Origin of the sequence: Komagataeibacter europaeus LMG 18890, assembly GCF_000285295.1 — a bacterium.
GTDB classification, from domain to species: domain Bacteria; phylum Pseudomonadota; class Alphaproteobacteria; order Acetobacterales; family Acetobacteraceae; genus Komagataeibacter; species Komagataeibacter europaeus.
In genome coordinates this window covers 1-25,064 of the sequence record NZ_CADP01000026.1, presented here as the reverse complement: position 1 = coordinate 25,064, position 25,064 = coordinate 1, and the positions used below count along the sequence as shown (strand labels likewise).

20 protein-coding genes are annotated in these 25,064 nt (G+C 64.6%); 5 read left to right on the top strand and 15 right to left on the bottom strand.

Going from position 1 to position 25,064, the window contains the following annotated elements; translation table 11 throughout:
- Nucleotides 1–4: 4 nt before the first annotated feature.
- The 5 genes from GEU01_RS09920 to miaB form a co-directional block, all read right to left on the bottom strand.
- Nucleotides 5–628: a thioredoxin domain-containing protein gene (locus GEU01_RS09920; RefSeq protein WP_019085962.1), complete on the bottom strand. Its 624-nt coding sequence runs from the start codon at nt 626–628 to the stop codon at nt 5–7.
- A 133-nt stretch (nt 629–761) separates the two neighbouring features.
- Nucleotides 762–1,676, bottom strand: a complete 915-nt coding sequence (locus GEU01_RS09915) for a hemolysin family protein (RefSeq protein ID WP_019085961.1) — start codon at nt 1,674–1,676, stop codon at nt 762–764.
- Nucleotides 1,673–2,254, bottom strand: a complete 582-nt coding sequence (gene ybeY, locus GEU01_RS09910) for an rRNA maturation RNase YbeY (RefSeq protein ID WP_232272483.1) — start codon at nt 2,252–2,254, stop codon at nt 1,673–1,675. The genes GEU01_RS09915 and ybeY overlap by 4 nt, the downstream gene beginning before the upstream one ends.
- Nucleotides 2,238–3,293 (bottom strand): PhoH family protein, encoded by a 1,056-nt coding sequence (locus tag GEU01_RS09905; protein ID WP_019085959.1) that lies wholly within the window; start codon nt 3,291–3,293, stop codon nt 2,238–2,240. Before GEU01_RS09905 ends, ybeY begins: the two co-directional genes overlap by 17 nt.
- 92 nt (nt 3,294–3,385) lie before the next feature.
- On the bottom strand, nt 3,386–4,795 hold the full coding sequence (miaB, locus tag GEU01_RS09900) for a tRNA (N6-isopentenyl adenosine(37)-C2)-methylthiotransferase MiaB (protein WP_042710831.1): 1,410 nt from the start codon (nt 4,793–4,795) through the stop codon (nt 3,386–3,388).
- A gap of 416 nt (nt 4,796–5,211) precedes the next feature.
- Between miaB and GEU01_RS09895 the strand changes: the two genes are divergently transcribed.
- From GEU01_RS09895 to GEU01_RS09885, 3 genes are all read left to right on the top strand, one after another.
- Nucleotides 5,212–7,170, top strand: a complete 1,959-nt coding sequence (locus GEU01_RS09895; RefSeq protein WP_019085957.1) for an autotransporter assembly complex protein TamA — start codon at nt 5,212–5,214, stop codon at nt 7,168–7,170.
- Nucleotides 7,170–11,369: a translocation/assembly module TamB domain-containing protein gene (locus tag GEU01_RS09890; protein ID WP_019085956.1), complete on the top strand. Its 4,200-nt coding sequence runs from the start codon at nt 7,170–7,172 to the stop codon at nt 11,367–11,369. Before GEU01_RS09895 ends, GEU01_RS09890 begins: the two co-directional genes overlap by 1 nt.
- Nucleotides 11,370–11,560: 191 nt before the next feature.
- Nucleotides 11,561–12,766, top strand: coding sequence for an MFS transporter (locus GEU01_RS09885; protein WP_232272481.1), 1,206 nt, complete (start codon nt 11,561–11,563; stop codon nt 12,764–12,766).
- A gap of 265 nt (nt 12,767–13,031) precedes the next feature.
- Here the strand turns inward: GEU01_RS09885 and GEU01_RS09875 are convergent, their stop codons facing one another.
- Nucleotides 13,032–13,628 carry a CarD family transcriptional regulator gene (locus tag GEU01_RS09875; RefSeq protein ID WP_026018640.1) on the bottom strand — a complete coding sequence of 199 codons (597 nt, stop codon included), beginning with the start codon at nt 13,626–13,628 and terminating at the stop codon, nt 13,032–13,034.
- An 83-nt stretch (nt 13,629–13,711) separates the two neighbouring features.
- Nucleotides 13,712–14,587: a bestrophin family protein gene (locus tag GEU01_RS09870; protein WP_026018639.1), complete on the bottom strand. Its 876-nt coding sequence runs from the start codon at nt 14,585–14,587 to the stop codon at nt 13,712–13,714.
- Between the two features lie 245 nt (nt 14,588–14,832).
- On the opposite strand from GEU01_RS09870, the gene GEU01_RS09865 reads away from it, so the two are divergent.
- Nucleotides 14,833–15,948 (top strand): S-(hydroxymethyl)glutathione dehydrogenase/class III alcohol dehydrogenase, encoded by a 1,116-nt coding sequence (locus GEU01_RS09865; protein WP_026018638.1) that lies wholly within the window; start codon nt 14,833–14,835, stop codon nt 15,946–15,948.
- 3 nt (nt 15,949–15,951) lie between these two features.
- On the top strand, nt 15,952–16,806 hold the full coding sequence (fghA, locus tag GEU01_RS09860) for an S-formylglutathione hydrolase (protein ID WP_019085951.1): 855 nt from the start codon (nt 15,952–15,954) through the stop codon (nt 16,804–16,806).
- Between the two features lie 239 nt (nt 16,807–17,045).
- Here fghA and GEU01_RS09855 read toward each other — a convergent pair whose 3' ends face one another.
- From GEU01_RS09855 to dxs, 8 genes are all read right to left on the bottom strand, one after another.
- Complete coding sequence (locus tag GEU01_RS09855; protein WP_019085950.1) at nt 17,046–17,465, bottom strand: secondary thiamine-phosphate synthase enzyme YjbQ; 420 nt, start codon at nt 17,463–17,465, stop codon at nt 17,046–17,048.
- Between the two features lie 17 nt (nt 17,466–17,482).
- Nucleotides 17,483–18,478, bottom strand: coding sequence for a tryptophan--tRNA ligase (gene trpS / locus GEU01_RS09850; RefSeq protein WP_026018637.1), 996 nt, complete (start codon nt 18,476–18,478; stop codon nt 17,483–17,485).
- A 48-nt stretch (nt 18,479–18,526) separates the two neighbouring features.
- Nucleotides 18,527–19,015: a c-type cytochrome gene (locus tag GEU01_RS09845; RefSeq protein WP_019085948.1), complete on the bottom strand. Its 489-nt coding sequence runs from the start codon at nt 19,013–19,015 to the stop codon at nt 18,527–18,529.
- A gap of 80 nt (nt 19,016–19,095) precedes the next feature.
- The gene (locus GEU01_RS09840; RefSeq protein WP_019085947.1) at nt 19,096–19,590 is read right to left on the bottom strand and encodes an FKBP-type peptidyl-prolyl cis-trans isomerase; all 495 of its coding nucleotides are present in this window, start codon (nt 19,588–19,590) and stop codon (nt 19,096–19,098) included.
- A gap of 48 nt (nt 19,591–19,638) precedes the next feature.
- A complete protein-coding gene (locus tag GEU01_RS09835; RefSeq protein ID WP_007400432.1) occupies nt 19,639–20,868 on the bottom strand; it encodes an argininosuccinate synthase in 1,230 nt (409 codons plus the stop codon).
- Between the two features lie 110 nt (nt 20,869–20,978).
- The gene (gene rlmN, locus GEU01_RS09830; RefSeq protein WP_019085946.1) at nt 20,979–22,223 is read right to left on the bottom strand and encodes a 23S rRNA (adenine(2503)-C(2))-methyltransferase RlmN; all 1,245 of its coding nucleotides are present in this window, start codon (nt 22,221–22,223) and stop codon (nt 20,979–20,981) included.
- A gap of 107 nt (nt 22,224–22,330) precedes the next feature.
- Complete coding sequence (locus GEU01_RS09825; RefSeq protein WP_019085945.1) at nt 22,331–23,074, bottom strand: TlyA family RNA methyltransferase; 744 nt, start codon at nt 23,072–23,074, stop codon at nt 22,331–22,333.
- A 25-nt stretch (nt 23,075–23,099) separates the two neighbouring features.
- A partial coding sequence (gene dxs / locus GEU01_RS09820; RefSeq protein WP_019085944.1) for a 1-deoxy-D-xylulose-5-phosphate synthase occupies nt 23,100–25,064 on the bottom strand: 1,965 nt, incomplete at its 5' end.

Below are 25,064 nucleotides of genomic sequence, written 5' to 3'. Positions count from 1 at the left end.
CCGGTCACTGTGCCGCCGCTTCGACCTTCTTGGCGAACTCCTCGTAATTCAGTTCCTGCGCCACCTGCTCCTTGTTGTTGAAGCGGAAGGTGGGGGTGCCATCGATCTTGTACTGCGCCTGCGCACGGTCTTCTTCATCCATGATGGCGTGACGCAGCTTGTCGTCATGGATGGTCTGCTGGAACGTGTCGGCCGACATGCCGGCAAGTGCCACCATCTTCTGGATCTGTTCCTCGGGGTTCACGTCCTTGCCAAATGCCCAGCGGTCCTGGCTGGACAGCAGGGCCAGCACGAAGGGCTCATAGCGTTCGGGCGGCAGGGCGCGGGCGACCATGGATGCGGTCAGAGCCACCTGATCCAGCGGGAAATCACGGAAAATGTAGTACACGCGCCCCGTATCGACCAGCTTGGTGCGGATTTCGGGGAACACTTCGGCGGCGAAGCGCGCGCAGTGCGTGCAGGTCAGGGAGAACCATTCCTCGACATGCACCTTGGCCTGCGGGTTGCCCACCGCGCGGATCGACAGGCGCGGGTCGGCGTCCTGCGCCATGGCCCTGCCGGACAGCAGGCCGCCGCCAGTAATAAGCGCGGGGGCAAGGGCAAGCAGGGTGCGGCGTTTGATGGGCATCACGGGTCACTCTCCGGTATGGGACTGGATGGGGATAAAACCCCGGCGCGGCGAGTGTAAAGAGGCGACGGGCGCGCGTAAATCCATTCCACGCGCCATGGCGCGCCCGCATGGCGCGGGCGTGCCGTGATGGTCAGGCGGCGGGCGGCGCCTCACGTGGCGGCAGGCGCACGCGCACATGGCGGATATGGCGGGCATCCGCATCAAGGATGCGGAAAACCATGCCGCTTTCGTGGGTTACGACTTCGCCGCGTGTCGGGACGTGACCGGCCAGACGGAAAACCAGTCCGCCCACGGTCTCGATCTCGGCCTCACGTTCCTCCCGCGTCAGGATTGGACCAACCTTTTCCTCAAACGCCGCGACGGGGGTGCGGGCGTCCACCTCCAGCGTGCCGTCCGGCCTTTCGCGTATCATGTTGGCCGCAGGCTCATCATGTTCGTCCGAAATGTCGCCCACGATGGTTTCGATCAGGTCCTCGATGGTGACCAGACCGTCGATGCCGCCATATTCGTCAATCACCAGCGCCAGATGGACATGGCGGACGCGCATCTGCAGCAGCAGGTCCAGCACCGGCAGCTGGGGTGCGACCATAAGCGGCTGGCGCAGCAGGGGTTCCATGCGGAAGGCTTCGGACGTGCCGACATAGGCGATCAGGTCCTTCACATGGATCATGCCCACGATGTCATCCAGTTGGTCGCGATAGACCGGCATGCGGGAATGGTTTTCCCGTCGCATCATGGCCAGTGCCTCGTCCAGGCTGATATCGACGGGCATGGCCACGATGTCGGCGCGCGGGATCATTACGTCATCCGCCGTGATCCCGCGCAGGCGCAGCACGTTGGCCAGCAGGGCGCGTTCCTGCCGGTCCAGTTCGGACGACCGGGGGTCGGCTTCATCCCCCGCCGCGTCATCGGCTTCCTTGACCAGCGCGGCAATGGAATGGCGCAGTCCCTGTTCGCCACGTTTGCGGCTGAACAGCGACAGGAATCCCTTGCCGCGCGACCCGGACGGAGGTTCCGCGCCCGCGTCATTGCCATTCCGGCTCATGACCGTCCCCCCCGCGTGGTGGCCATGCGGCCGGATTTCCATGGATTGGCGATGCCAAGCCCGGACAGGGTGCGGGCTTCCAGCATCTCCATCTCCCGTGCCTCGCCGGGATGATGGTGGTCATACCCGGCCAGGTGCAGGACGCCATGGATGACAAGGTGGGCGAGGTGGGCGGCCATCGTGCGGCCCGCCGCGCGGGCCTCGCGCGCCACCGTCTCGAACGCGATGATGATGTCACCGCCCCATATGCCGCCACCCGCATGGGCCGGGGCATATTCGAATGTCAGGACATTGGTGGGTTTGTTCCGGCCGCGATGGCGCCAGTTCATGCCGGCCACCGTGCGGTCATCGGCCAGTACGACCGTTACCGGCCCATGGCATCCCGTGGCCTGCAGCGCGGCGTCCACGGCGCGCGCCACCAGCCGCGCCGGGTTGGGGACGGCGCGGTTCCAGCGCCGGTCCGCCACGGTTATGTCGGGGCCGTCCAATCCGGCCGGAAGGACGGGCGCACCGGCCCGTCCCGCTGCATCCGCGACCCCGCCGGAATGGGCGGGGCCTGTGCTACTTCGAGGTTTCATCGTTCTCCTGCTGCGACCGGGCGCGGTGGGGACGGTGCTGTGCCCCGGCGCGCTGGTCGTATGCCTCCACTATACGCGCCACCAGCGGGTGGCGCACCACGTCACGCGATTCAAATCGCATCATGCCGATCCCGGGCAGGCCGTCCAGCGTCTCGACGGCTTCCCTCAGGCCGGATGTCACGCCACGCGGCAGGTCAACCTGGCTCAGGTCGCCGGTAATGACCATGCGCGTGCCTTCCCCCATGCGGGTCAGGAACATCTTCATCTGGGCGGGGGTTGTATTCTGCGCCTCGTCCAGAATCACAAAACAGTGCGCCAGCGTCCGCCCGCGCATGAACGCAAGCGGCGCCACCTCGATTTCCCCCGTGCCCATGCGCCGGATCACCTGATCCCCCGGCATCATGTCATGCAGCGCATCATAGAGCGGGCGCAGATAGGGATCGATCTTTTCCTTCAGGTCACCGGGCAGGAAGCCCAGCCGTTCGCCCGCTTCGACCGCGGGCCGCGACAGGACGATCCGGTCCACCTGTCCCGCCTGCAGCATGGCCACCGCCTGCGCTACCGCAAGGTAGGTCTTGCCCGTGCCGGCGGGGCCAAGGCCAAACACCATTTCCTGTCGCGCCAGCATGTCCATGTACTGCCCCTGTCCCACGGAACGCGGGGCGATGGGGCCACGGCGGGTCATGATGGTGGGCAGGTCCGCAAGGGATGGGCGGGCGGGGGCAACAGGGGGGCTGGCATTGGTCATGGCGGGCATATCCGTTGTTGCGGCGGATGGGGCGGACAGGGCATGGGCCGCGATGCGGATGGCGGTGTCCACGGTTGCGGTATCCACGACCTGCCCCGCGCGGGCGCGGCGGTACAGTTCGGTCAGCGTGCCCTGTGCAAGGCCCACCCGTGCGGCCGTGCCCGTAATGGCGATACGGTTGCCACGGCAGGCCAGCCGGACATCAAATCCACGTTCAAGATGCAGGAGATGACGGTCGTGATCCCCCACAAGCTGCGCCAGAAGCGCATTATCCTCAAACTGCAGGGTCACGGTGCGGTCATTCGCCGCAGCCGTGCCATGGGGGGGAGGACGCCGCCCGCCACCGCGACGGGGGGCGTGGAGCGTGGATTGTGTCTGTTCTCTCAAGCCCTGTCTGTCTCCTCTGTCAGGACACCGCCCAGCGAGTTGGTGTAACGGTGGCGGATATCCACGTTGGCGATACGCCCGATCAGGCTGTCCGGCCCATCCACGTTCACGGCCTGCAGCCACGGGCTTTTCCCTGAAACCTGTCCCGGCTTGCGCCCGTGCCCGGTAAACAGGACGGGGGCGGTCACGCCCACCGTCGCATCATTGAATGCATCCTGTTGTACGCGCAGCACGGCCTGAAGTTCCTGCAGGCGGGCATCCTTCACGTCCTCGGCAACATGCATGGCGGCCCCTGCCGCGGGCGTGCCGGGGCGGGACGAGTATTTGAAGGAATAGGCCTGCGCGAAGCCGATATCGTTGATCAGGCGCATCGTATCGGCAAAGTCGGCATCCGTCTCGCCGGGGTGGCCCACGATGAAGTCGGATGACAGCGCAAGGTCGGGCCGCGCATCGCGCAGGCGGCCCACCAGCGCGCGGTATTCATCCGCCGTATGTCCCCGGTTCATGGCCGCCAGCACCCGGTCGGACCCGGACTGCACCGGCAGGTGCAGGAACGGCATGAGCTGGGGCAGGTCGCGATGGGCGGCGATCAGATCGTCCTCCATGTCGCGCGGGTGCGACGTGGTGTAGCGGATGCGTTCGATCCCCACCTCATCGGCCAGCACGCGCGCCAGGCGCGTCAGCCCCCATGTACGCGCGTCGGGACCATCACCATGATAGGCGTTGACGTTCTGGCCCAGCAGGGTGATCTCGCGCACGCCTGCCGCCACCAGACGTCGTGCTTCCGCGATCACGGCCTGTGCGGGGCGGCTGCTTTCGGCCCCGCGCGTATAGGGCACGACGCAGAAGGAACAGAACTTGTCACAGCCTTCCTGAATGGTCAGGAAGGCTGCCCCCCCGACCGGGGCTTCGCGGTCGGCGGGCAGGAAGTCGAATTTCTGCTCGACGGGGAAATCCGTCTCGATCACCGCACCCGCCGCGCGCGCCGCGCGCGCGACCATTTCGGGTAGGCGGTGATAGGTCTGCGGCCCCAGCACAATGTCGACATACGGCGCGCGAGCCAGGATCTCGCCGCCTTCCGCCTGCGCGACACAGCCCGCCACGGCCAGAACCGTGCCTTCGCCGCGTTCGGCGCGGGCTTCCTTGACCTTGCGCAGGCGGCCGAGTTCGGAAAACACTTTTTCCGCCGCCCGGTCGCGGATATGACATGTGTTGAGGATGATCATGTCCGCATCATCCGGCGTGCCCACGGCGCGATAGCCCAGCGGGCGCAGCACGTCCGACATCCGCTCGCTGTCATACACGTTCATCTGGCAGCCCCATGTTATGACATGAAGCCCCCGTGTCGCGGACGATGTGCTGGATTGCGGCTGGGCCACACCGGAAGGGGGAGACAGGCTGTTCACGGGTCAGGTATCCTCGGGCATCATCGCGGGCGGTTGCCCGCACAACGGGCGCAACACATCGGTGTACAGGTGCGCGCGGTCAAGTGCCTTGCCGTTGATAATAAGCCAAGGAACAAATGGTCTGCCCATCAACGCTCCCGGTCCGCATCATGGTGGGGTGCCGGGCGCGGCAACCCCTTCCTGCCGATATCGATCATGCCCGCCGGAATCGGGGGTATGTCAAGAAAGGATTGAGGGGATGGAGACAGTTTGCAACATGACCCGCGCCTTTTGGGCACCTATATGACATATTTGGAACTTATTAAGGTGGCGACGTTAATATCGGTTTGATCATGCATGCCGGGAATGGCAGTTATCACACAGTGGGAAACTGAACACACGCAGGACAGGAACAGGGGCGGCACCGTTTGACAGGATTGCGTCATTCCCGTCTGGCACGCCGCCTTCATGCGCGTGTCCGGCGCAGTGCCGGTTATGTAAGCCTGTGTGCAGCCATGACAGCCCTCGGGCCATGGGTTCCCGCCGCCATGGCGGCCGACCCGCAGGAATACACCACCACCCTGCGCCCGACCGGCAATGCAGACCTTGATGATGCGCTGCGGGCGTCATCGGACCTGCTGTCGCTGCAGAAAACACAGGCCGTCAGCCCCTTTGCGCTGACGGGGCGCATCCATAACGACTATTCCCGGCTGATCAGCGCGCTGGAAAGCTACGGCTTCTATGCGGGCGGCATCACCATGACCGTGACCGATGGCGGCGGCAAATCCGGCGCACCCATTGCAGGCAGCCATGACGGGCGTGATCCCGACCTGCCGGAATGGATGCAGTCCATCCCGGCGGGGCACAGGGCGCAGATCACCATCAGCGCCCGGCCCGGCGTGGCGTTCCGCATCGGCGTCGTGACGCTGAACCCGGACAAGGGCGATCCACCCGTTCACCTGAATGCGGATGAAATCAGGGCATTCGCCATGAAGCCCGGCATGCCCGCGCAGGCGGAAAGCGTGCTGGCCGCCGGCGTCACGCTCCAGACCGCCCTGACGGAGGAAGGATACGCGCTGGCCAGTGTCAGCAAGCCGCAGGCATGGCTGCGGCCCGACACGCATACGCTCGACGTCGCCTATACCGTCCATCGCGGGCCGGTGGTCAATCTGGGCGCGTTCGACTTCGCGGGGCTGCAGCGCACGCACCCGGCCTATATCGCGCGCAGGCTGACCATCGCACCGGGAGAGCTGTACCAGCCATCACGCATTGAACGCGCCCGGCAGGACATCGCCTCCACCGGGCTGTTTTCCGATGTGCAGGTGAACCATGGCGACACGCTGGCATCCGATGGGTCCATGCCGCTTGATTTCTCCTTCCGGGAGGGCAAGCGGCACAGCGTGGGCGCCGAAGGCGGCTATTCCACCGACCTTGGTGGCCGCGCGGGTGTGACATGGACGCATAACAACCTGTTCGGCAATGCCGAGCGGCTGCGGCTGACGGCGCTGATCACCGGGCTTGGCGGCTCGGCCGAGCAGGGGCTGGGCTATGACTTCTATGCCGACCTGCTGAAGCCCGATTTCGGGTCGCGCAACCAGAACATGAGCGCGCGCCTCGAAGGCATCAAGCAGGAACTCTATTCCTACCGGCAGACCGCGCTGCTGGCGCGCATCGGCATCGTCCGGCGCGTCAACCGCCACTGGAACGTGTCCTTTGGCGGGCAGATCGAGCAGGAACAGATCCAGCAGATGCGCACGAACAACAGCTATTTCATCGCATCCCTGCCGCTTTCGGCCAATTATGACGGCACGGGGGTGGACAACCCCATCACCCCGGCAACCCATGGGGTGCGGCTGGGGGCCAGCATCACGCCATCGGCGTCGCTGACGGATGGCACGTCGTTCTTCGCGATCATGCAGGCCACGGTCTCCACCTATTTCGACCTGAAGGCCCTGGGCCTGTCGCGGCCCGGCCGCAGCGTGCTGGCGTGGCGCGGCACCATTGGCAATGTGGAAGGGGCGTCGACCTTCGCCATTCCGCCCGACCAGCGGCTGTATGCCGGTGGCTCCGCCACGGTGCGCGGCTTCCGCTATCAGGGCGTGGGACCGCAGTTCGCCAATACGCGCTATGCCATTGGTGGCACGTCCATGGATGCGGGGTCGTTTGAATACCGCCAGCGCATCATGCAGAAATTCGGCGCGGTGGGCTTTATCGACGCGGGCCAGGTCACGGCGGGCCGGACGCCGTTCCAGGGCACGGTGCGCGTGGGCGCGGGTGCGGGGGCACGCTATTACACGCCCATCGGGCCGGTGCGGCTGGACGTGGCCGTGCCGCTCAACCGGCCCGCGCGCGGCGACAAGTGGGAACTGTATGTGGGGCTGGGGGAAACGTTCTGATGTCTGATACGACCATCCCCCCCACGCCGCGCGGCCCGGCCCGGCGCGTCCTGCGCGCGACCGCCTTTGCCGTGGGCATTCCCGTGGGACTGGTGGCCGTGGCGCTGGGCATGGTGCTGGTGGCCGCCAATACCGGGGCGGGCCAGCATGAAATCGAACGGCGCCTGCCGAGGCTGACCGGCGGTAGCGTGCACCTGTCGGGGCTGGGGGGGCGTTTTCCCGATGCGCTGCATGTCCGGCATCTGGAACTGGATGATTATAAAGGCGCGTGGCTGTCGATTGATGACCTGCAACTGGACTGGTCGCCGCTGCGGCTGCTGACGCGGCGCGCGGTCATCAGCAACCTGTCCATGGCGCGCCTGTCCATCCCGCGGCTGAGCGAGGATGATCCCGCCCATCCGTCAAAGCCGGAAAAGGACACGTCAGGCAGCATCCACATGGGGGTCGATATCCGCGCGGTGCATGTGGCGCGGATTGACGTCGGTGCTGCCATTGCCCGCGTGCCCGCGTCCTTCAGCCTCAATGGTCATGCCAGCCTTGATGACATCGCCCCGGTGCTGGACCATTTTTCCATCGCCACCCTGCCGCCCGCCGATATCGCGCTGGACCTGAAGCGGCTGGACCAGCCCGGTGCGCTGTCGCTGGCCACGCGGCTGGACCGCACCAATGTCGCGCTGGACCTGCATGCGCATGAGGAAGCGGGCGGGTTCGCCACAACGCTGAGTGGCCTGTCCGCCCTGGCGCCCATGGACCTGTTGCTGGGGCTGCATGGCCCGCGTGACGCCACCCGCCTTGCGCTGACTGCCACCGCCGGGGCCATCCACCTGCAGGCGGGTGGCCAGGTCGGGCTGGTCACGCATCACATGACGCTGGATGTATCGGGCAAAAGCGACCCTGTGACGATCAGCGGCGCGAACTGGCAGGGCATAAGCCTTGCCGCCCATGTGGGCGGCAAGGTGGACCGGCCCACCGGCAATGGCACGCTGGATATCGATCGCCTGACCTATAACGACGCCGGTTTCACATCCCTGCACATGGTGGCTGACGGGCTGAGCGCGCAGGCGGGCGGGCAGGAGGAGCACGCCGCCCTCCATACCACCGTGACCGGACTGCGCATTCCCGGCAGCCAGCCCACGCTGTTCGCATCCGACCCGCTGCGGCTGGATGTGCTGTGGCGGCCCGATGCGGCCGGTGGGCCGGTGGCGCTGTCGCTGTCGCATCCGCTGGCGCAACTGACCGGGCAGGTCACGACGGCCCGGCCCATGGCCGCGACCTTTCATGCCGACCTGCCCGACCTTGCCGCGCTGGCGGCAGCAGGGGGTACGCAACTGCATGGCCATGCCGGGCTGGATGGCAATATCACACTCCCCACGGCGCAGCAGGCGGGGCCGTTCGCGCTGGACAGCCATATCGTGCTGGATGGCGGCCTGCCCATGGCGGTTGGCCTGATCGGGGACACCGGACACCTGAATATCGCAGGCACCATCGCCAGCGGGCCGGGCAGGGGGAATACGGTCACCTTTACCTCCCTGCTGGCGGAGGGACGGACCCTTCACCTTGATGCGACGCCTACCCGGCTGGTGACGGGGGAGCCGATGCAGGTTGATGCCACGGCGCATCTTGCCCTGTCGGACCTGCATGTGCTGGCCCCCACGCTGAAGGGGCAGGCACAGGCCGACCTGCATGCCACCGGGCCGGTCAATGACCTTGCGGCCAGCCTGAAGGCGCAGGCCAGCATGGCGGCCAGCAACACGGCGGCGGGCAATGTGCAGGCCAGCCTGACCATGCAGCACCTGCCACAGGTCAGGGAAGGGGCGCTGGATATATCGGGTACGGTGGACCGTGCGCCGGTTCAGGTCACGGCCCGTCTGGACAGCAATGCCGATGAAAGCCGTCACCTGCAGCTTTCGCACCTGAACTGGAAAAGCCTGACGGGGCTTGCGGACATGACGCTGCCCAAGGGGCATGTGGTGCCGTCGGGCACGCTGGACCTGCACATGACGCGGTTGGCGGACCTGCGCGATCTTACGGGACAGGACATGAGCGGCCACCTGTCCGCCAGCCTGCGCAGCACCAGTGCGACCGCGGACAGCCCCGCCGCCCTGAGCGTGAACGTGGACAGTGCGCTGAGTGCGGCCATGGCGCGCGTGGACCGGCTGGTGCTGAAGGGCAGGGTGCAGGACCCGACGGGGGACGCGCCGGTAACCGACCTCGACCTTGTGGTGGATAACGCGCATTTCCGCGACATGGGGGGACACGCGCATGTCACCGCGAAAGGGCCGTTCGCCGCGCTGAACGTGGTGGCGCAGTCGGGGCTGGATACGCCGTGGACGGGGCCTGCCAGCATTGACGCGGCGGTGGTGTCCAACATTCCCGCAAGCTCGGTAAACGTGCGCCGGCTGGAAGCGCAGGCCCGGCGCGAGGTCATCCGGCTGGATGCCCCGGCCACCGTGACCTATGGCAGGGAAACCGCGATCGACCACCTGCGGATCAGCCTTGCCCCGCCGCAGGGGCAGCCGGGCAGTGTGGAGGTCAGCGGCAGGATCAGGCCCACGCTGGACCTGCATGCGGCCATCAGCCGCCTGTCCCCCGACCTGCTTGTCCCCTTCATCCCCACGCTGCATGCGCAGGGGACACTGTCGGCCGAAGCACGGCTGACCGGGACGCTCGATCATCCCTCCGGCCGGGTGACGCTGCAGGGGCGGGACCTGAAATACCACACCGATTATACATCGTCCCTGGCACCTGCATCGATGGAGGCCACGGCCAACCTGACAGCAGGCATGGCGCGGGTCGATGCGCAGATACGCGCGGGTACGCAGGTCAATCTGGGGCTGCACGGCACGGCCCCGGTCAACAGGGCGGGCCAGATCACGCTGCAGGCCGATGGCAATGTGGACCTTGCGGTGGCTAATGCCTATCTGGGCGCACAGGGCATGCAGGCGGGGGGCGCGCTGCAGGTCGCGCTGGGCGTGCGTGGCACGCCACAGCAGCCACGCCTGAATGGCACGCTGAACCTGACCAATGGCGTATTCCATGATTACGGGCAGGGCATACAGCTGTCCGCCATGCACGGCACGGTCGATGCCATGGGGGACCGGCTGGTCATAGCCGACCTGAACGCGCAGGCGGGCAAGGGCACCATCGGTGTCACCGGCAGTTACGGGGTGCTGGAACCCGGCCAGCCGATCGACCTGCATATCCATGCCGATAACGCCCGGCCGCTGGCCAGTGACCTTGTGACTGCGACCATAAACGGTGATCTGGGCGTAAAGGGCCAGCTTGCCAGCCAGATCGATGCAACAGGGGGCATCACGCTCAAGCGCGTGGATGTCAACATTCCGGACTCACTCCCGACATCGGTGGCGCATCTGGATGTCATCCGCCCCGAGGATGCGGAGACGCAGGAAAAGGTGGTCCATACCTCGCCACTGGTGATCGGGCTGAACCTGGACGTGCGTTCACCGGGGCAGTTCTATGTGCGCGGGCATGGGCTGAACACGGAAATGCACGGCAGCATCCATGCAGGGGGCACCACTGTGGCGCCGGTGGTGACGGGTGGGTTCTCGCTGGTCAAGGGCGGGTTTTCACTGGGTGGGATCTCGCTTGATTTCAGCAAGGGGCAGGTGGGCTTCAACGGCGTGGGTGTTACCCATGCAATCGACCCCACGCTGGATTTCGTGGCCGAGCGCAGCACGAATGACGGCACGGCCCGGCTGAATGTGGGCGGGTATGCCAGCGCGCCGAAAATCTCGTTTTCCTCCACGCCGCCACTGTCACAGGACCAGATCCTGGCCATCCTGCTGTTCGGGTCGGATACGCAGTCGCTTTCGCCCACGCAGATGGCGTCGATCGCGGCCGCCGTCGCGACGCTGAGTGGCGGTTCCGCCTTCGATCCGCTGGGCATGGTGCGCAAGACGCTGCATCTGGACAGGTTGCAGATGAGCAGTTCATCCAACGGGTCGGGCAGCAACGACACCGGTTCGATCGAGGCGGGGAAATACGTCATGCGCCGTGTCTATGTCGGCGCCAAGCAGGCGACATCGGGTTCGGGCACGCAGGCCCAGGTGCAGGTTGACCTGACCAAGCGGCTGAAGCTGAACACCACGGTGGGGACGGGCGGCAACGTGACCGGTTTCACCACGCCGGAAAATGATCCGGGCAGCAGCATCGGGCTGCTGTATCAGTTCAAGTACTGAGGGATGGCATAAGAGCCTTCCTGAAAACAAATCATTGATAAAAAATAAAATTTTTCGGGTGTCACCTTTTTTAAAAAGCTTCAGCAGAAACGTCCTTTGATCTTGAAGTGATATCGTGAACTGACTTGTCAAACAGTCCTGGAATATGTCTCGGCCTGTTCGGTGCGGGGTAAATGCATTACGGTCCCGGCATGAATCCTCATGTTACGACCCGTGGCGGCCTGCTGCCCGTCATGCTGGCCATTGGCAGCGGCATGCTGGCGATGGGGGTGGCGTTGTCGGCCCTGCCGCTGGAACTTCAGTCACGTTTCGCTTGCGGAACCACCATGATCGGCCTGATCATGGGCATCCAGTCCGTCGCCACCGTGCTGTCGCGGCCGAAGGCCGGGCGGATGGCGGACCGGCTTGGCGGACGCAATACGCTGCTGTGTGGCCTGCTGTGCACGGCGTGTTCCGCGCTGGCTTACAGCCTTGCGCTGGTGCCCGTCCTGTCACCGGGCCTGCAGCAGGCGATGATCGTGGCGGGACGGCTGGCCATGGGACTGGGCGAAGGGTTGATGGTTACAGGCGGCGGCGTCTGGGCCGTGACCAAGGTGGGCAGCGCGCGTGCGGGGGCCGCGATGTCATGGGTCGGTCTGGCCATCTTTGCCGGTCTGGGCATTGGAACCGCACTGGGTGACGAGATCGAGACCCATGCCGGTTTTGGCCCCCTGTGTCTTGTCGCCCTCGCCCTGCCGGTGGCGGGCATGGGGCTGACCGTGGTACTGCCCGCACCCGCGTTGCCGCGCGCTGGTGGCCAGACGGATGGGATGGCAGGTGACATACGGTGGAAACACCTGATCGGGCATACATGGGTGTGGGGGGTGACGCTGGGCCTGTCGGCGGTGGGGTTTGCCGCGATTTCGTCCTTTCTGGTCATTTTCTATGCGGCACAGGGCTGGCATGGCGGGGGCTGGGCGCTGGGGGCGTTTGGCGCGGGGCATGTCATTGCCCGCCTGGTCGGCAGCCGCCATGTTGATCGTGATGAAGTCAGGCCGATGGTGGTCGCCATCATGCTGGCCGAGGCGCTGGGCCTGGCCCTGATCTGGCTTGCGCCGGGACCGGCATGGGCCGTGGCGGGCAGCTTCCTGACGGGGCTGGGGTTTTCGCTGACCTATCCGCTGCTGGGGCTGCCGGTACTGCGGCAGGCACCACCCGCCGCGGCCGGGTCGGCCATCGGGCTGTTTGATGTTTTCTTTGATATTGCGGCAGGTATCGGCGCGGTGCTGTCCGGTGTGCTGTCCGGCATGGCGGGACCACGCAGCCCCTTTGTCATGGCCATGGTGGCGGCGCTAGCAGGGTGCGTGGTCATGCTGGCGCGGCCGCAGGGCATGAAGGGAAATAAACGTGATCCATGATGACCGGGGTGGAACAGGGTTGTCCGTGCTGGCCCAGACCGCCTGCGCTGCCTGTGGCGGCTACGAAACGGGTTCAGGTTGCGTGGCTGCGGGCCTGATTGCGTAGCTGTGCCGGTCTTGCGCTGTTGATGGGCCTGTCATGGTCGTATCATGCTGTTCCACCCGGCGCATAGCGGGGGATGGGGCTGCCAGCCGCCCCATATCAGAACCGCCGGCACAGGGCCGGCGGCATGGGGTTGGATGTGTATGGAAAAAGGCGGAATATTCAGGCCGCCTTCATGACCTCGGTCAGTTTTTCGAGGACTTCGGTCGGTTCCTTGCCTTCCAGCACGGCAACCTCGGCCACGAAGCGTTCCTGTGCCGCCTCGAACAGCTTGCGTTCGCTGAAGCTGCCATCCAGACTGTCCACGTTGCGGCGCAGGTCACGCAGCACTTCGGCAATCTGTACCAGATCGCCGGAATTGATCTTTTCCTGATAGGCGACCGCGCGGCGTGCCCACATGCCACGGCTGACATGCGGCTTGCCCTTGATGATGGCCATCGCCTTGTCCACGATTTCCCTTGATACGATCTTGCGCAGGCCCGACTTGCGCGCCTTGGACAGCGGGATGCGCAGCGTCATCTGGTTGCCGGGAAAGGAGATCTGGATCATTTCCAGCTTGGTGCCGGCGATTTCGTCAACGCCAATCCGGTCAACGCGGCCAACGCCATGCGCTGCATACACGATGGCGTCGCCCTCACGGAATGGATCTTCGTCTTTTACGGCCTTGCTGGACTTTGCTTCGGCTGCCGTGGCAGCTGCGGCCGTCCGTGCCATTGCATCGGTCACAGTGCCCTTCTGGGTGGTTCTGAACATGCTCATGCCACCCATATAGCATAAATCCGCCCTTCTGTCTTGATTCCTTCATATGGCATCGGGCAGGGTGAACCATCAGGCGCTGCGCATCATGCCTGTATGCCGCGCACGGCGGGCAGCGGCGGCGGCGCGGGCAGGCCGCAGGACTGCATCAGGTCGATTTCGATCGTGCGGGAAATGGTCAGCATCGGCATGCCATGCGGTGTCGCGCTGAAGGGGTCCTGCAGGTCGTTGCCGATCTTGTCCAGTGCGACGAACAGCAGTCCCACCAGCGATGACCCAAGCGGCGTGATCCACCCCAGCGTCTGCACCATCGACAGCGGCAGGATGATGCAGAACACCACCGCCACCACTTTCGGCAGGACCGAAAACTGGATGGCCAGCGGCGTGTTGCGGATACGTTCCAGCCCGCCCTGCGCGTTGCTCATGTCCGACAGGATTCGGTCGATCTGTCCCTGCAATGCGCCGTCAATGCCCAGCCTGCGTGATTCCGCGTCCACCCGCAGCCCGATTTCAAACAGGATGGCGGCGGGGATGTTCACCTTGCCCGCGATCCCGGCCTTCATGGAATCGGGCAGCAGGCGCATGATGTCGTCCGTCGCATCCAGCCGCCCCAGCGCGCCGCGCAGGGCATAGGGATAGGCCGCCATGGCACGGGCAAGGTCTGGGCACCCGCGCAGGATCGTGCCCGCCTGCCGGGCGAAGGACCGGCTGTTGTTGGTCACCGCCCCCCACAGGGTGCGCCCTTCCCACCAGCGGTTATAGGCGGTGTTGTTGCGGAAGCTCATGAACAGTACCAGCGCGGAACCGATCAGCGATATGGGCAGGGTGGGCTGTTCCATCCATTCCTGGTGGAAGATCTGGAACATCACCACCACCACCACGTCCCACGCGCACAGGAAAACCAGCGACAGCACACTTTCGCGAAGCAGGATCCACAAACCAATTCTACGATCAATGACCATGCAGGCATCCCGGTATATCTGGTGAAAATACGGGTATCCGTTTCCGGTCCCCTTCCGCCGCTTATCACATTGCATGGTGGTTGCGGGACCGCACATGGGCGGGTGGCATGTTTTGTCACTGAAAATATCGTCACCCCTGCATGGACGGCGTAACATTGACGCCAGTGCCGATGATGCCCTTAATCGTTGCGAAACAGGGGCGCGCCCATGGGGACGCCCCACGCATCAAAGGAAAGACCGGGTTCATGGACGTAAGGGCAGCCGTTGCCTTCGAGGCAGGTAAACCACTTGAAATCGAGACCGTGCAGTTGGAAGGCCCACGCGCGGGTGAGGTGCTGGTCGAGATCAAGGCGACGGGCCTGTGCCATACTGACAAGTTCACCCTGTCCGGCGCCGATCCGGAGGGACTGTTCCCCGCCATCCTTGGCCATGAAGGGGCCGGTGTGGTGGTGGAAGTCGGCGCGGGTGTGAAGCACCTGAAGCCCGGCGACCATGTCATCCCGCTCTACACCCCCGAATGCCGGGAATGTAAGTCCTGCCTGTCGCGCAAGACCAACCTGTGCACGGCCATCCGTTCAACGCAGGGCAAGGGCGTGATGCCCGACGGCACGTCGCGCTTTTCATTCAAGGGGCAGCCGATCCACCACTACATGGGCTGTTCCACCTTCGCCAACTACACGGTGCTGCCCGAAATCGCGCTGGCCAAGATCCGGCCCGACGCCCCGTTTGACAAGGTATTCTACATCGGCTGCGGTGTGACCACCGGCATCGGGGCCGTGCTGTTCACCGCCAAGGTCGAGACCGGCAGCACGGTGGCCGTGTTTGGCCTGGGCGGAATCGGGCTGAATGTCATTCAGGGTGCGAAAATGGTCGGGGCTGAACGGATCATCGGCGTCGACATCAATCCCGAGCGTGAAGCCATTGCCCGCAAATTCGGCATGACCGATTTCATCAACCCGAAGGATCTCGGCCCCAATGGCGACCTGGTCGGCCATATCGTGGAACTGACCGGCGGTGGCGTGGATTATTCCTTTGAATGCGTCGGCAACCCGACCCTCATGCGGCAGGCACTGGAATGCGCGCATCGCGGGTGGGGGGTATCCACCATCATCGGCGTTGCGGGGGCCGGTCAGGAAATCAGCACGCGGCCGTTCCAGCTTGTGACGGGGCGGCGGTGGATCGGCTCGGCCTTTGGTGGCGCGCGTGGCCGCACCGACGTGCCGCGCATCGTGGACTGGTTCATGGAAAACCGCATCGACATCGACAGCCTGATTACCCACAGGCTGCCGCTGGAGCGCATCAACGAAGGCTTTGACATGATGGCGAAGGGCGAGAGCATCCGCACGGTTGTCGAGTTCTGATCCATGGGCAGCATCACGACGCTTGAGGAACATGCGAGCTGTGGCGGGCGGATCGGCTTTTATAGCCACCCGTCCGAAAGCCTGGGGCTGGAGGCGCGCTTTGGCGTGTTCCTGCCCGAACGCGCGCTGGCGGGGGAGCGCGTGCCCGTGGTGCACGTGCTGGCTGGCCTGACCTGCACGCAGGAAACCTTCCTGATCAAGTCCAACGCCGTGCGTTTCGCGGCTCATCATGGCATCGCGCTGGTGGCGCCTGATACCTCGCCACGGGGTGCGGGTGTCGCGGGGGAAGGTGACGCTTATGACCTCGGCACGGGGGCGGGTTTCTATCTTGACGCGACAACGCCTGCATGGCGCGCGCATTACCGCATGGGTACCTATGTCAGTCACGAACTGCCCGAACTGACACAGGACGTGTTTGCCATTGATGGCGCGCGGCGTGGCATCATGGGCCATTCCATGGGCGGGCATGGTGCGCTGGTCCATGCCCTGCGCGCGCCGGATGCATGGAAATCGGTTTCGGCGTTTGCCCCGATCTGCCATCCCGCCGTCGTCCCATGGGGGGAGAAGGCATTTTCCACCTATCTTGGCCCCGATCGCGCCACATGGGCACGCCATGATGCAACGCTGCTGCTGGAAGCGGGTCATACCCACCCCACTGGAATCCTGGTGGATCAGGGGGAAGCCGACCAGTTCCTGCATGACCAGCTGAAACCCGAACTGCTGGCGGCGGCGGCCGGTGCGGCGGGGCAGGCCTTACGTCTGCGCATGCACCCGCGCTACGACCATTCCTACTGGTTCATCCAGTCATTTATTGCCGATCATATCGACCATCACGCCACGATCCTTAACGCGGTGTGATCTTGGGGAAAGCAGATCTGGCGTGCTGGTGCATGGCGATATGCGCTGGCCGCCCTGTCTGTGCTGTCTGTCGGGGCAGCATCCCTGATAAAAACAGAAGTTTTTGGTGAAGCTTTTTTCAAAAATCTTCAGGAGAACGCCGCCTGTTTGAAAAAAAAGGCGGCACCCAAAAATTTCTACTGTTTTCAAATCGTCTTCAGGAACGGCAACGGGGGCATATCGCGATCGCCGGTGTCCGGTCAGTCACCCATCAGGTGCAGCACGATTTCGCGCCGGTGCGGGCGGGCACGATGTTCAAACAGGTACAGTCCCTGCCACATGCCCAGTACCGGACGACCATCGGCCACCGGAATGGAAAGCTGTGTATTGGTCAGCATGGCGCGCAGGTGGGCGGGCATGTCATCCGGGCCTTCATCATCATGGATGTAGCGCCCCGGCTGTTCGGGTACGAGGGTTTCGAAATACCGTTCGATATCCGTGCGCACCGTAGGATCAGCATTTTCCTGCACCACCAGCGATGCGGAGGTATGGCGGCACCATAGCGTCAGCAGGCCGGTCTCAATCCCGCTCTGCCCCACCCAGTCCAGCACGGGCCGGTCGATGGGGACCAGTCCCTTGCCCCGGGTCGTAACCTGCAGGGTGTGCAGTTCCTGCCGCATGGCGCCACCTTTCGTGCTTACTTCAGGAAGCCGATCAGGGTTTCCGCTTCCGATACAATGGGTTCGGCAATGGTGCGCGCCCGGTTCGCGCCATTGCGCAGCGTGTCGCACAGGAAACCGGGTTCCTTCAGCAGTCGTCCGGTTTCTTCGGCAATCGGGGCAATCGCCGCCACCACCACGTCGGTCAGCGCCGTCTTGAACGGTCCGAAACCTTGACCGCCAAACTGCGCCAGCACATCGGCCACCGTACGACCGGACAGTGTGGCGTAGATGGTAACCAGATTGCGTGCCTCGGGCCGGTTTTCAAGGCCGGATTCCTCAGATGGCAGAGGTTCGGAATCGGTCTTGGCGCGCTTGATCTTGTTGGCAATGGCGTCGGCGTCATCCGTCATCTCGATCCGGCTCTGGGCGGAGGGATCGGATTTGGACATTTTCTTGGTACCGTCACGCAGGCTCATCACACGGGCACCCTGCGGCGGGATCAGGGCTTCGACCTGCGGGAAGAATTCGGTCCCGTAATCGTGGTTGAATTTCTGCGCGATGTCGTTGGTCAGTTCCAGATGCTGCTTCTGGTCATCGCCTACCGGCACGACCGTGGCCTTGTATGCCATGATGTCGGCAGCCATGAGGTCAGGATAGACATACAGGCCGGCGGAATGTTTTTCCCGGTCCTTGCCCGCCTTGTCCTTGAACTGCGTCATGCGGTTGAGCCAGCCAATGCGCGCGACACAGTTGAAAATCCACCCCAGGCGCGCATGGGCGCTGACAGCGGACTGGTTGAACAGGATATGTTTGTGCACATCAATGCCCGACGCCAGCAGGACCGCCGTCTGTGCCAGGGTCTGCTGGCGCAGCACTGCGGGATCCTGCCACGTGGTGATGGCGTGCATGTCCACCAGGCAGAAGATACATTCATGATCACGCTGCAGCGCAACCCAGTTGCGTATTGCACCAAGGTAATTGCCAAGCTGCGGGATACCGGTCGGCTGAATGCCGGAAAATAGGCGTTGCATGAAGGTATTTTCCGTTTTTTTGCCCGTGCAGGTCAAGGTGCCGGGGGGTCAGGGCAGGGGATGAATGGCGTCAAGGCGGCGGCGTTCTTCCGCCACCGTGGTGGTGGTCAGCGGGTGGGCGCGTTCGGCCGCCACTTCCTCGGGCGTGAAGACCGGGAGGGGGCGGGTGTCGCCACGGGTCGCCAGATAGCTGAGGATGGAGGCGATTTCCGCATCCGACAGATGGGCACGGAACGGCGGCATGGAGAAGTTGTAGCGCACGCCGTCAATCTGCAGCGGGCCATTCAGCCCGTTCAGCAGCACATGCATGAGGTACTGCTTGCCTTCCGGTGTCGCGGCTATTTTATCCACCCGACCGGACACGGGCGGGATCTCGCCCTTCATCCCTTCGCCGCCATGGTGGCAGATGCCGCAGTTGGTGCGGTAACGCGCGTACCCTTCCTGCCCATGGCGCGTGCACGCCGCCAGCAGTACAACGGTGGCCACCATGCAGCCCCCGCGCAGTACGGACGCCATGCGCCCGGTTCCAATACCCATGTCGGTTGTCCGGTTTCCTGTCCCGTTATGTCATGAAAAAAGGGCCATTCACCCGGCTGGGGTGAATGGCCCTGCATGCCTTAATGGCCGCCGGGGGAAACGCCCAGAAGCTGTATCTTGAAGATCAGCGGGCTGTCAGGCTGGATGATGCCCATGGATTTATGCCCGTAACCCAGTTCGGGCGGCACGTACAGCATCCATGTATCGCCTACATGCATCATGGGCACGGCTTCCTGCCAGCCCTTGATCACCATTTCCAGCGGCATCTGCATGTACGCGCCATGCCCGTGCTGGTCGGAACTGTCAAAGATGCCGCCATCGGGCAGGCGGCCTTCGTATATGACCATGACGCTGTCATTGATGGTGGGCTGCGCGCCGTCTTTCGGCCCGGATTTCAGGACCTTGTAGGCCAGTCCGTCCGGCAGGGTCTTGACGCCGGGCTGCTTGCGTACGTTGTCCATGAACTGTGCCGGGGTCAGTTCCGGCTGGTCATCCTTGTTTCCCCCGCATGCCGCAAGCGGCAGCGCCACCGCTGTGGCAAGGAGAAGGGAAATGACACGGGAAAAGCGTTTCATGACACCTCGGCAGGTTGTTGGAATGAACACGAAGGACCGGATGGGCGATTACAGCGCGCCGCCACGACGGCCGATCTTGGCCCCCAGGCGCAGCCGCAGCGCATTCAGGTTGATGAAGCCCTGCGCGTCGGCCTGGTTGTATGCGCCCTCGTCATCCTCGAAGGTGACGACGCGGGTGTCGTACAGGCTGTTGGGGCTTTCACGGCCCACGCAGATCACGTTACCCTTGTACAGCTTCAACCGCACGCGGCCGGTCACCGAATGCTGGCTCTGGTCAATCAGGGCCTGCAGCATGCGGCGCTCGGGGGAGAACCACAGCCCGTTGTAGATGATCTCGGCATAACGCGGCATCAGGCTGTCCTTGAGGTGCATGGCCTCGCGGTCAAGGGTGATGCTTTCGATGCTGCGATGCGCGGTCAGCAGGATCGTGCCGCCCGGCGTTTCATAAATGCCGCGCGACTTCATGCCGACAAAGCGATTTTCCACCAGGTCAAGACGACCGATGCCGTTGTCACGGCCCAGTTCGTTCAGGCGCGTCAGCAGCGTTGCGGGCGACATGGCCACGCCATTGATTGCCACCGGGTCGCCCGATACGAAATCGATGGTGATTTCGGTCGCCTTGTCCGGTGCGGCTTCGGGGGAAATGGTGCGCTGGAACACGATTTCCTCGGGGCCTACCGCCGGGTCTTCCAGCAGCTTGCCTTCCGAGGAGGAATGCAGCAGGTTCGCATCGACCGAGAACGGGGCTTCCCCGCGCTTGTCCTTTGCAATGGGGATCTGGTGTTCCTCGGCAAAGGCCAGCAGGCGCGTGCGCGATGTCAGGTCCCATTCACGCCACGGCGCGATCACGGTGATGTCGGGCTTGAGCGCGTAATAGGCCAGTTCGAAACGGACCTGGTCGTTGCCCTTGCCGGTTGCGCCATGGGCCACGGCGTCGGCGCCGACCTGTTCGGCGATCTCGATCTGGCGCTGGGCGATCAGGGGGCGGGCGATGGATGTGCCCAGCAGGTACTGTCCCTCATACAGCGCGTTGGCGCGGAACATGGGGAAGACGAAATCCTTGACGAAGGTTTCGCGCAGGTCCTCGACAAAGATTTCCTTAACGCCAAACATTTCGGCCTTGCGGCGGGCGGGTTCCAGTTCCTCGCCCTGGCCAAGGTCGGCCGTGAAGGTCACGACCTCGCAGTTGTAGGTGGTCTGCAACCAGCGCAGAATCACGGAAGTATCAAGACCGCCCGAATATGCGAGAACGACCTTTTTGACATCCCTGGCGGCCATGGGAGAACGCTCCTGTCGAGAAAACTTTGGACAACATTTTGCCGGGTGAACCGGCGGCATGTCCTCCTAGCATCCCACGGCGCGGGCGACCAGAAGATAAGGCCGGATTTTTATGCCCCGGCAGGGTCCGGCGTGGCGTCCGTCCGCCCCGCGCGGCGCAGGCGCTGGCTTTCCGTGCGCAACTGCCCGCACGCAGCCAGGATGTCGCGCCCGCGCGGCATGCGGATGGGGGAGGCAAAGCCCGCATCCATCACGATTTTCGCGAAACGGTCCAGCTGTTCACGCGTGGATGGCCGGTAGCTGCTGCCCGGCCATGGGTTGAACGGGATCAGGTTGACCTTGGCCGGGATGCCCGAAATCAGGCACACCAGTTCACGTGCGTCGGCCTCGCTGTCATTGACGCCACGCAGCATGATGTATTCGAACGTGATGCGCCGCGCATTGCTGGCGGCGGGGTAGCGGCGGCAGGCGGCAATGACTTCCCTGATCGGGTATTTGCGGTTCAGCGGTACGATCTCGTCACGCAGGTCGTCGCGCACGGCATGCAGTGACACGGCCAGGTTGATACCCAGCTCCGCCCCGCACTGGTCCATCATTGGCACCACGCCCGACGTGGACAGCGTGATGCGCCGGCGCGACAGGCCAATGCCCTCGCCATCCATGATGATGCGCATGGCCTTGGCCACGTTGTCATAATTGTACAGCGGCTCGCCCATGCCCATCAGCACGATGGTGGACAGCAGGCGCGGGGTGTCGCCCTTCGGGCTGGGCCATTCGCCATAGCTGTCGCGCGCCGCCATGAACTGGCCTACGATTTCCGCGGCGCCAAGGTTGCGCACCAGCGCCTGCGTGCCGGTATGGCAGAAGGTGCATGACAGTGTGCAGCCCACCTGTGAGGAAATGCACACAGCCCCCCGGTCTTCCTGCCGGTCGGGGATGTACACGGTTTCGGCTTCCTGCCCGTCGCGGAAGCGGAACAGGAATTTGCGCGTGGAATCCTGCGATGTCTGCTCGGTCACCACGCCGGGGCGGCCGACGACAAAGCGTTCGGCCAGCTTTTCCTGCAGCGGACGGGCGATGGAACTCATGCGCGAGAAATAGGTCGCGCCCTGATGGTAGATCCAGTGCCACAGCTGCTTGGTGCGGAATGGCTTTTCACCAATCTCCACCATGATGTCCGTCAGTTCCTCACGCGACAGGCCCACAAGGTCGCGCCTGCCATCGGGCAGGGCGGCGGCAGGGGGAGCGAACTGCGCGGATTTCGCACGGATGCGCGTGCGTTCCTCGTCATTCAGAAGCGAGGCCGCCGTCCCGTCGCGTGACCGGGAAGGTGAGGGTGCAGGGGCTGCGGACATACCGGTGCTGCCTATGTTCGTCGTGTCATTTCAGAAAGGGGAAGGGCGTTGATGGCCGCTCTTTCGTGCCTGTGTAGCACAGGCGGGGCAGGGGATGCGACTGTCGATCAGCCGTCCTTGCGGGCCGCGATCAGGAATTCCCGGTTGCCTTCCGGCCCGGTGATGGGGCTGGGGTCGATGCCCAGCACGGTCCAGCCCGGCAGGCCAGACCACCATTCATGAATCATCTGGCACACGGCTTCATGCACGGCCGGGTCGCGCACGACGCCCTTGGCCCCCACCGCGTCGCGTCCGGCCTCGAACTGCGGTTTTATCAGCGCAATGGCCCATGCCCCCGGCACGCACAGATCCAGCCCCGCGGGCAGGACAGTGCGCAGGCCGATGAAACTGGCATCACAGACCAGCGCCTGTATCGGGTCGGGAATGATGGTGCTGTCCAGCGCGCGGGCGTTGCATTTTTCCAGCACGACCACCTGTTCGGTATTGCTGCGCAGTTTCCAGGCCAACTGCCCATGGCCGACATCGACGGCATAGACCTTGGCCGCCCCTTCATGCAGCAGCACATCGGTAAAGCCACCGGTTGATGCGCCAACATCCAGGCAGGTCAGGCCCGAAGGCGACAGGCCAAAGTGCTTCAGCCCGTGCGCCAGCTTGATCCCGCCACGCGACACCCACGGGTGGTCCTGTCCCTTCAGGGTCAGGGGCGTGTCCTCGGCAATCTGCTCCCCGGCCTTGTCAATGCGCCGGTCGGGCGTGTGGACCAGACCAGCCATGATAAGTGCCTGCGCACGGGTGCGGCTTTCCACCATGCCCCGGTCCACCAGCATCTGATCGACGCGACGTTTTGCCATGCGCGGTGCCTGTTCCCCTGTGCGCTCAGGCCATCTGGCGCGAATGCGGCACGCCCAGGGCGGACAGCGCGGTGGCGACAATGGCGGGCGCATCCAGCCCGGCCTCATGGTACTGTGCGGCCTGCGTGTTGTGGTCGATGAAGCGGTCGGGCAGGGTCATGGGACGGAAGCGCACGCGGTCCAGCAGGCCGGTTCTGGCCAGATGGGTCATGACATAGCTTGCGAATCCGCCAACCGATCCTTCCTCGATCGTGATCAGCACGGCGTGGTTGCGCGCCAGCTGTTCGACCAGGGCGGTGTCGATCGGCTTGGCGAAGCGGGCGTCGGCCACGGTGGGGGACAGGCCCTGGGCCGCCAGCATGTCGGCGGCCTTCAGCGCGTCCTCCAGCCTCGGGCCAAGCGACAGGATGGCGATGCCGCCCTGTTCGGGGCCGGACTGGCGGGTCATTTCGCGCACGATTCGCCCGCGTCCGATCTCGAGGATCTGGCCCGCGGCCGGCAGCTCCAGCCCAAGTCCTGCGCCACGCGGGTAACGCAGGCCGATCGGGCCTTCGTCAAACGCGATGGAGGTCGCGGTCATGTGTAGCAGTTCCAGCTCGTTGCTGGGCGCCATCAGCGTCATGCCCGGCAGGCAGCCGAGATAGGCGATGTCGAACGCGCCGGCATGGGTCGCGCCATCGGCGCCGACCAGACCCGCGCGGTCAATGGCGAAGCGCACCGGCAGCTTCTGCAGCACCACGTCATGCATGACCTGGTCATAGGCGCGCTGCAGGAAGGTGGAATAGATGGCGCAGAACGGACGCAGCCCCTCGGTCGCCATGCCGGCGGCGAAGGTCACGGCGTGCTGTTCGGCAATGCCGACGTCAAAGAAACGGTCGGGATAGGCCTTTGCGAACTTGTCCAGCCCCGTGCCCGACGGCATGGCGGCGGTGATGGTGACGATCCTGTCGTCGGTCGCGGCCTGGCGCACCAGTTCCTTCGCAAAGACCGAGGTGTAGCTCGGCGGGCCGGACGGGCCCTTCTTCTGCTCGCCGGTCACGACGTTGAACTTCGAGACCGCATGGTACTTGTCGCCCGCCGATTCGGCCGGGGTGTAGCCATGGCCCTTCTCGGTGATGACGTGGACCAGGACGGGGCCGACATCCTCGGCGTCGCGCAGGTTGCGCAGGATGTGGACCAGCTGGTTCATGTCGTGGCCGTCAACCGGGCCGACATAATAGAAGCCCAGTTCCTCGAACAGCGTGCCGCCGGTCATGATGCCGCGCGCGTATTCATCCGCCTTCTTCGCCGTGCGTTCCAGGCGGCCGGGCAGGCGCTTGGCCATCTTGGCGGCGAGTTCGCGTAAGGACAGGAACTTGCGCGACGACATGAGCCGCGACAGGTAGTTCGACATCGCGCCCACCGGGGGGGCGATCGACATCTCGTTGTCGTTCAGCACCACGATCAGGCGTTCGGCGCCCGGGCCGCAATGCGAGGCGTTGTTCATGGCCTCGTACGCCATGCCCGCCGAGATCGAGCCATCGCCGATCACCGCGATCACGTTGCGCTCGCGGTAGGAGGGGTCTTCCTCCGCGCGCAGGTGATGGGCGACGGCCATGCCGAGGCCGGCGGAAATGGAGGTCGAGGAATGCGCCGCGCCGAACGGGTCGTATTCGCTCTCGCTGCGCCGGGTGAAGCCCGACAGCCCGCCCGGCTGGCGCAGGGTGCGGATGCGCTCGCGCCGCCCGGTCAGGATCTTGTGTGGATAGGCCTGGTGGCCGACATCCCAGATCACCCGGTCATCAGGCGTGTCGAACACGGCATGCAGCGCCACCGTCAGTTCCACCACGCCCAGCGACGCGCCAAGATGGCCGCCGGTGGTGGACACGGCATCGATCGTCTCGGACCGCAGTTCCTCCGCCAGCTGCTTCAGCTGCTCCACCGAAAGGTTGCGCATGTCATGCGGCGTGCGCACCCGGTCAAGCTGGGGGTAGCGCCCAAGGGTCGGAAT

Excerpts from the sequence above, each read along its gene's own strand:
- GEU01_RS09920 (WP_019085962.1), bottom strand. The coding sequence starts at position 628 with ATGCCCATCAAACGCCGCACCCTGCTTGCCCTTGCCCCCGCGCTTATT.
- GEU01_RS09915 (WP_019085961.1), bottom strand. The coding sequence starts at position 1,676 with ATGAGCCGGAATGGCAATGACGCGGGCGCGGAACCTCCGTCCGGGTCG.
- ybeY (WP_232272483.1), bottom strand. The coding sequence starts at position 2,254 with ATGAAACCTCGAAGTAGCACAGGCCCCGCCCATTCCGGCGGGGTCGCG.
- GEU01_RS09890 (WP_019085956.1), top strand. The coding sequence starts at position 7,170 with ATGTCTGATACGACCATCCCCCCCACGCCGCGCGGCCCGGCCCGGCGC.
- GEU01_RS09885 (WP_232272481.1), top strand. The coding sequence starts at position 11,561 with ATGAATCCTCATGTTACGACCCGTGGCGGCCTGCTGCCCGTCATGCTG.
- GEU01_RS09875 (WP_026018640.1), bottom strand. The coding sequence starts at position 13,628 with ATGAGCATGTTCAGAACCACCCAGAAGGGCACTGTGACCGATGCAATG.
- GEU01_RS09870 (WP_026018639.1), bottom strand. The coding sequence starts at position 14,587 with ATGGTCATTGATCGTAGAATTGGTTTGTGGATCCTGCTTCGCGAAAGT.
- GEU01_RS09865 (WP_026018638.1), top strand. The coding sequence starts at position 14,833 with ATGGACGTAAGGGCAGCCGTTGCCTTCGAGGCAGGTAAACCACTTGAA.
- fghA (WP_019085951.1), top strand. The coding sequence starts at position 15,952 with ATGGGCAGCATCACGACGCTTGAGGAACATGCGAGCTGTGGCGGGCGG.
- GEU01_RS09855 (WP_019085950.1), bottom strand. The coding sequence starts at position 17,465 with ATGCGGCAGGAACTGCACACCCTGCAGGTTACGACCCGGGGCAAGGGA.
- trpS (WP_026018637.1), bottom strand. The coding sequence starts at position 18,478 with ATGCAACGCCTATTTTCCGGCATTCAGCCGACCGGTATCCCGCAGCTT.
- GEU01_RS09845 (WP_019085948.1), bottom strand. The coding sequence starts at position 19,015 with ATGGGTATTGGAACCGGGCGCATGGCGTCCGTACTGCGCGGGGGCTGC.
- GEU01_RS09840 (WP_019085947.1), bottom strand. The coding sequence starts at position 19,590 with ATGAAACGCTTTTCCCGTGTCATTTCCCTTCTCCTTGCCACAGCGGTG.
- GEU01_RS09835 (WP_007400432.1), bottom strand. The coding sequence starts at position 20,868 with ATGGCCGCCAGGGATGTCAAAAAGGTCGTTCTCGCATATTCGGGCGGT.
- rlmN (WP_019085946.1), bottom strand. The coding sequence starts at position 22,223 with ATGTCCGCAGCCCCTGCACCCTCACCTTCCCGGTCACGCGACGGGACG.
- GEU01_RS09825 (WP_019085945.1), bottom strand. The coding sequence starts at position 23,074 with ATGGCAAAACGTCGCGTCGATCAGATGCTGGTGGACCGGGGCATGGTG.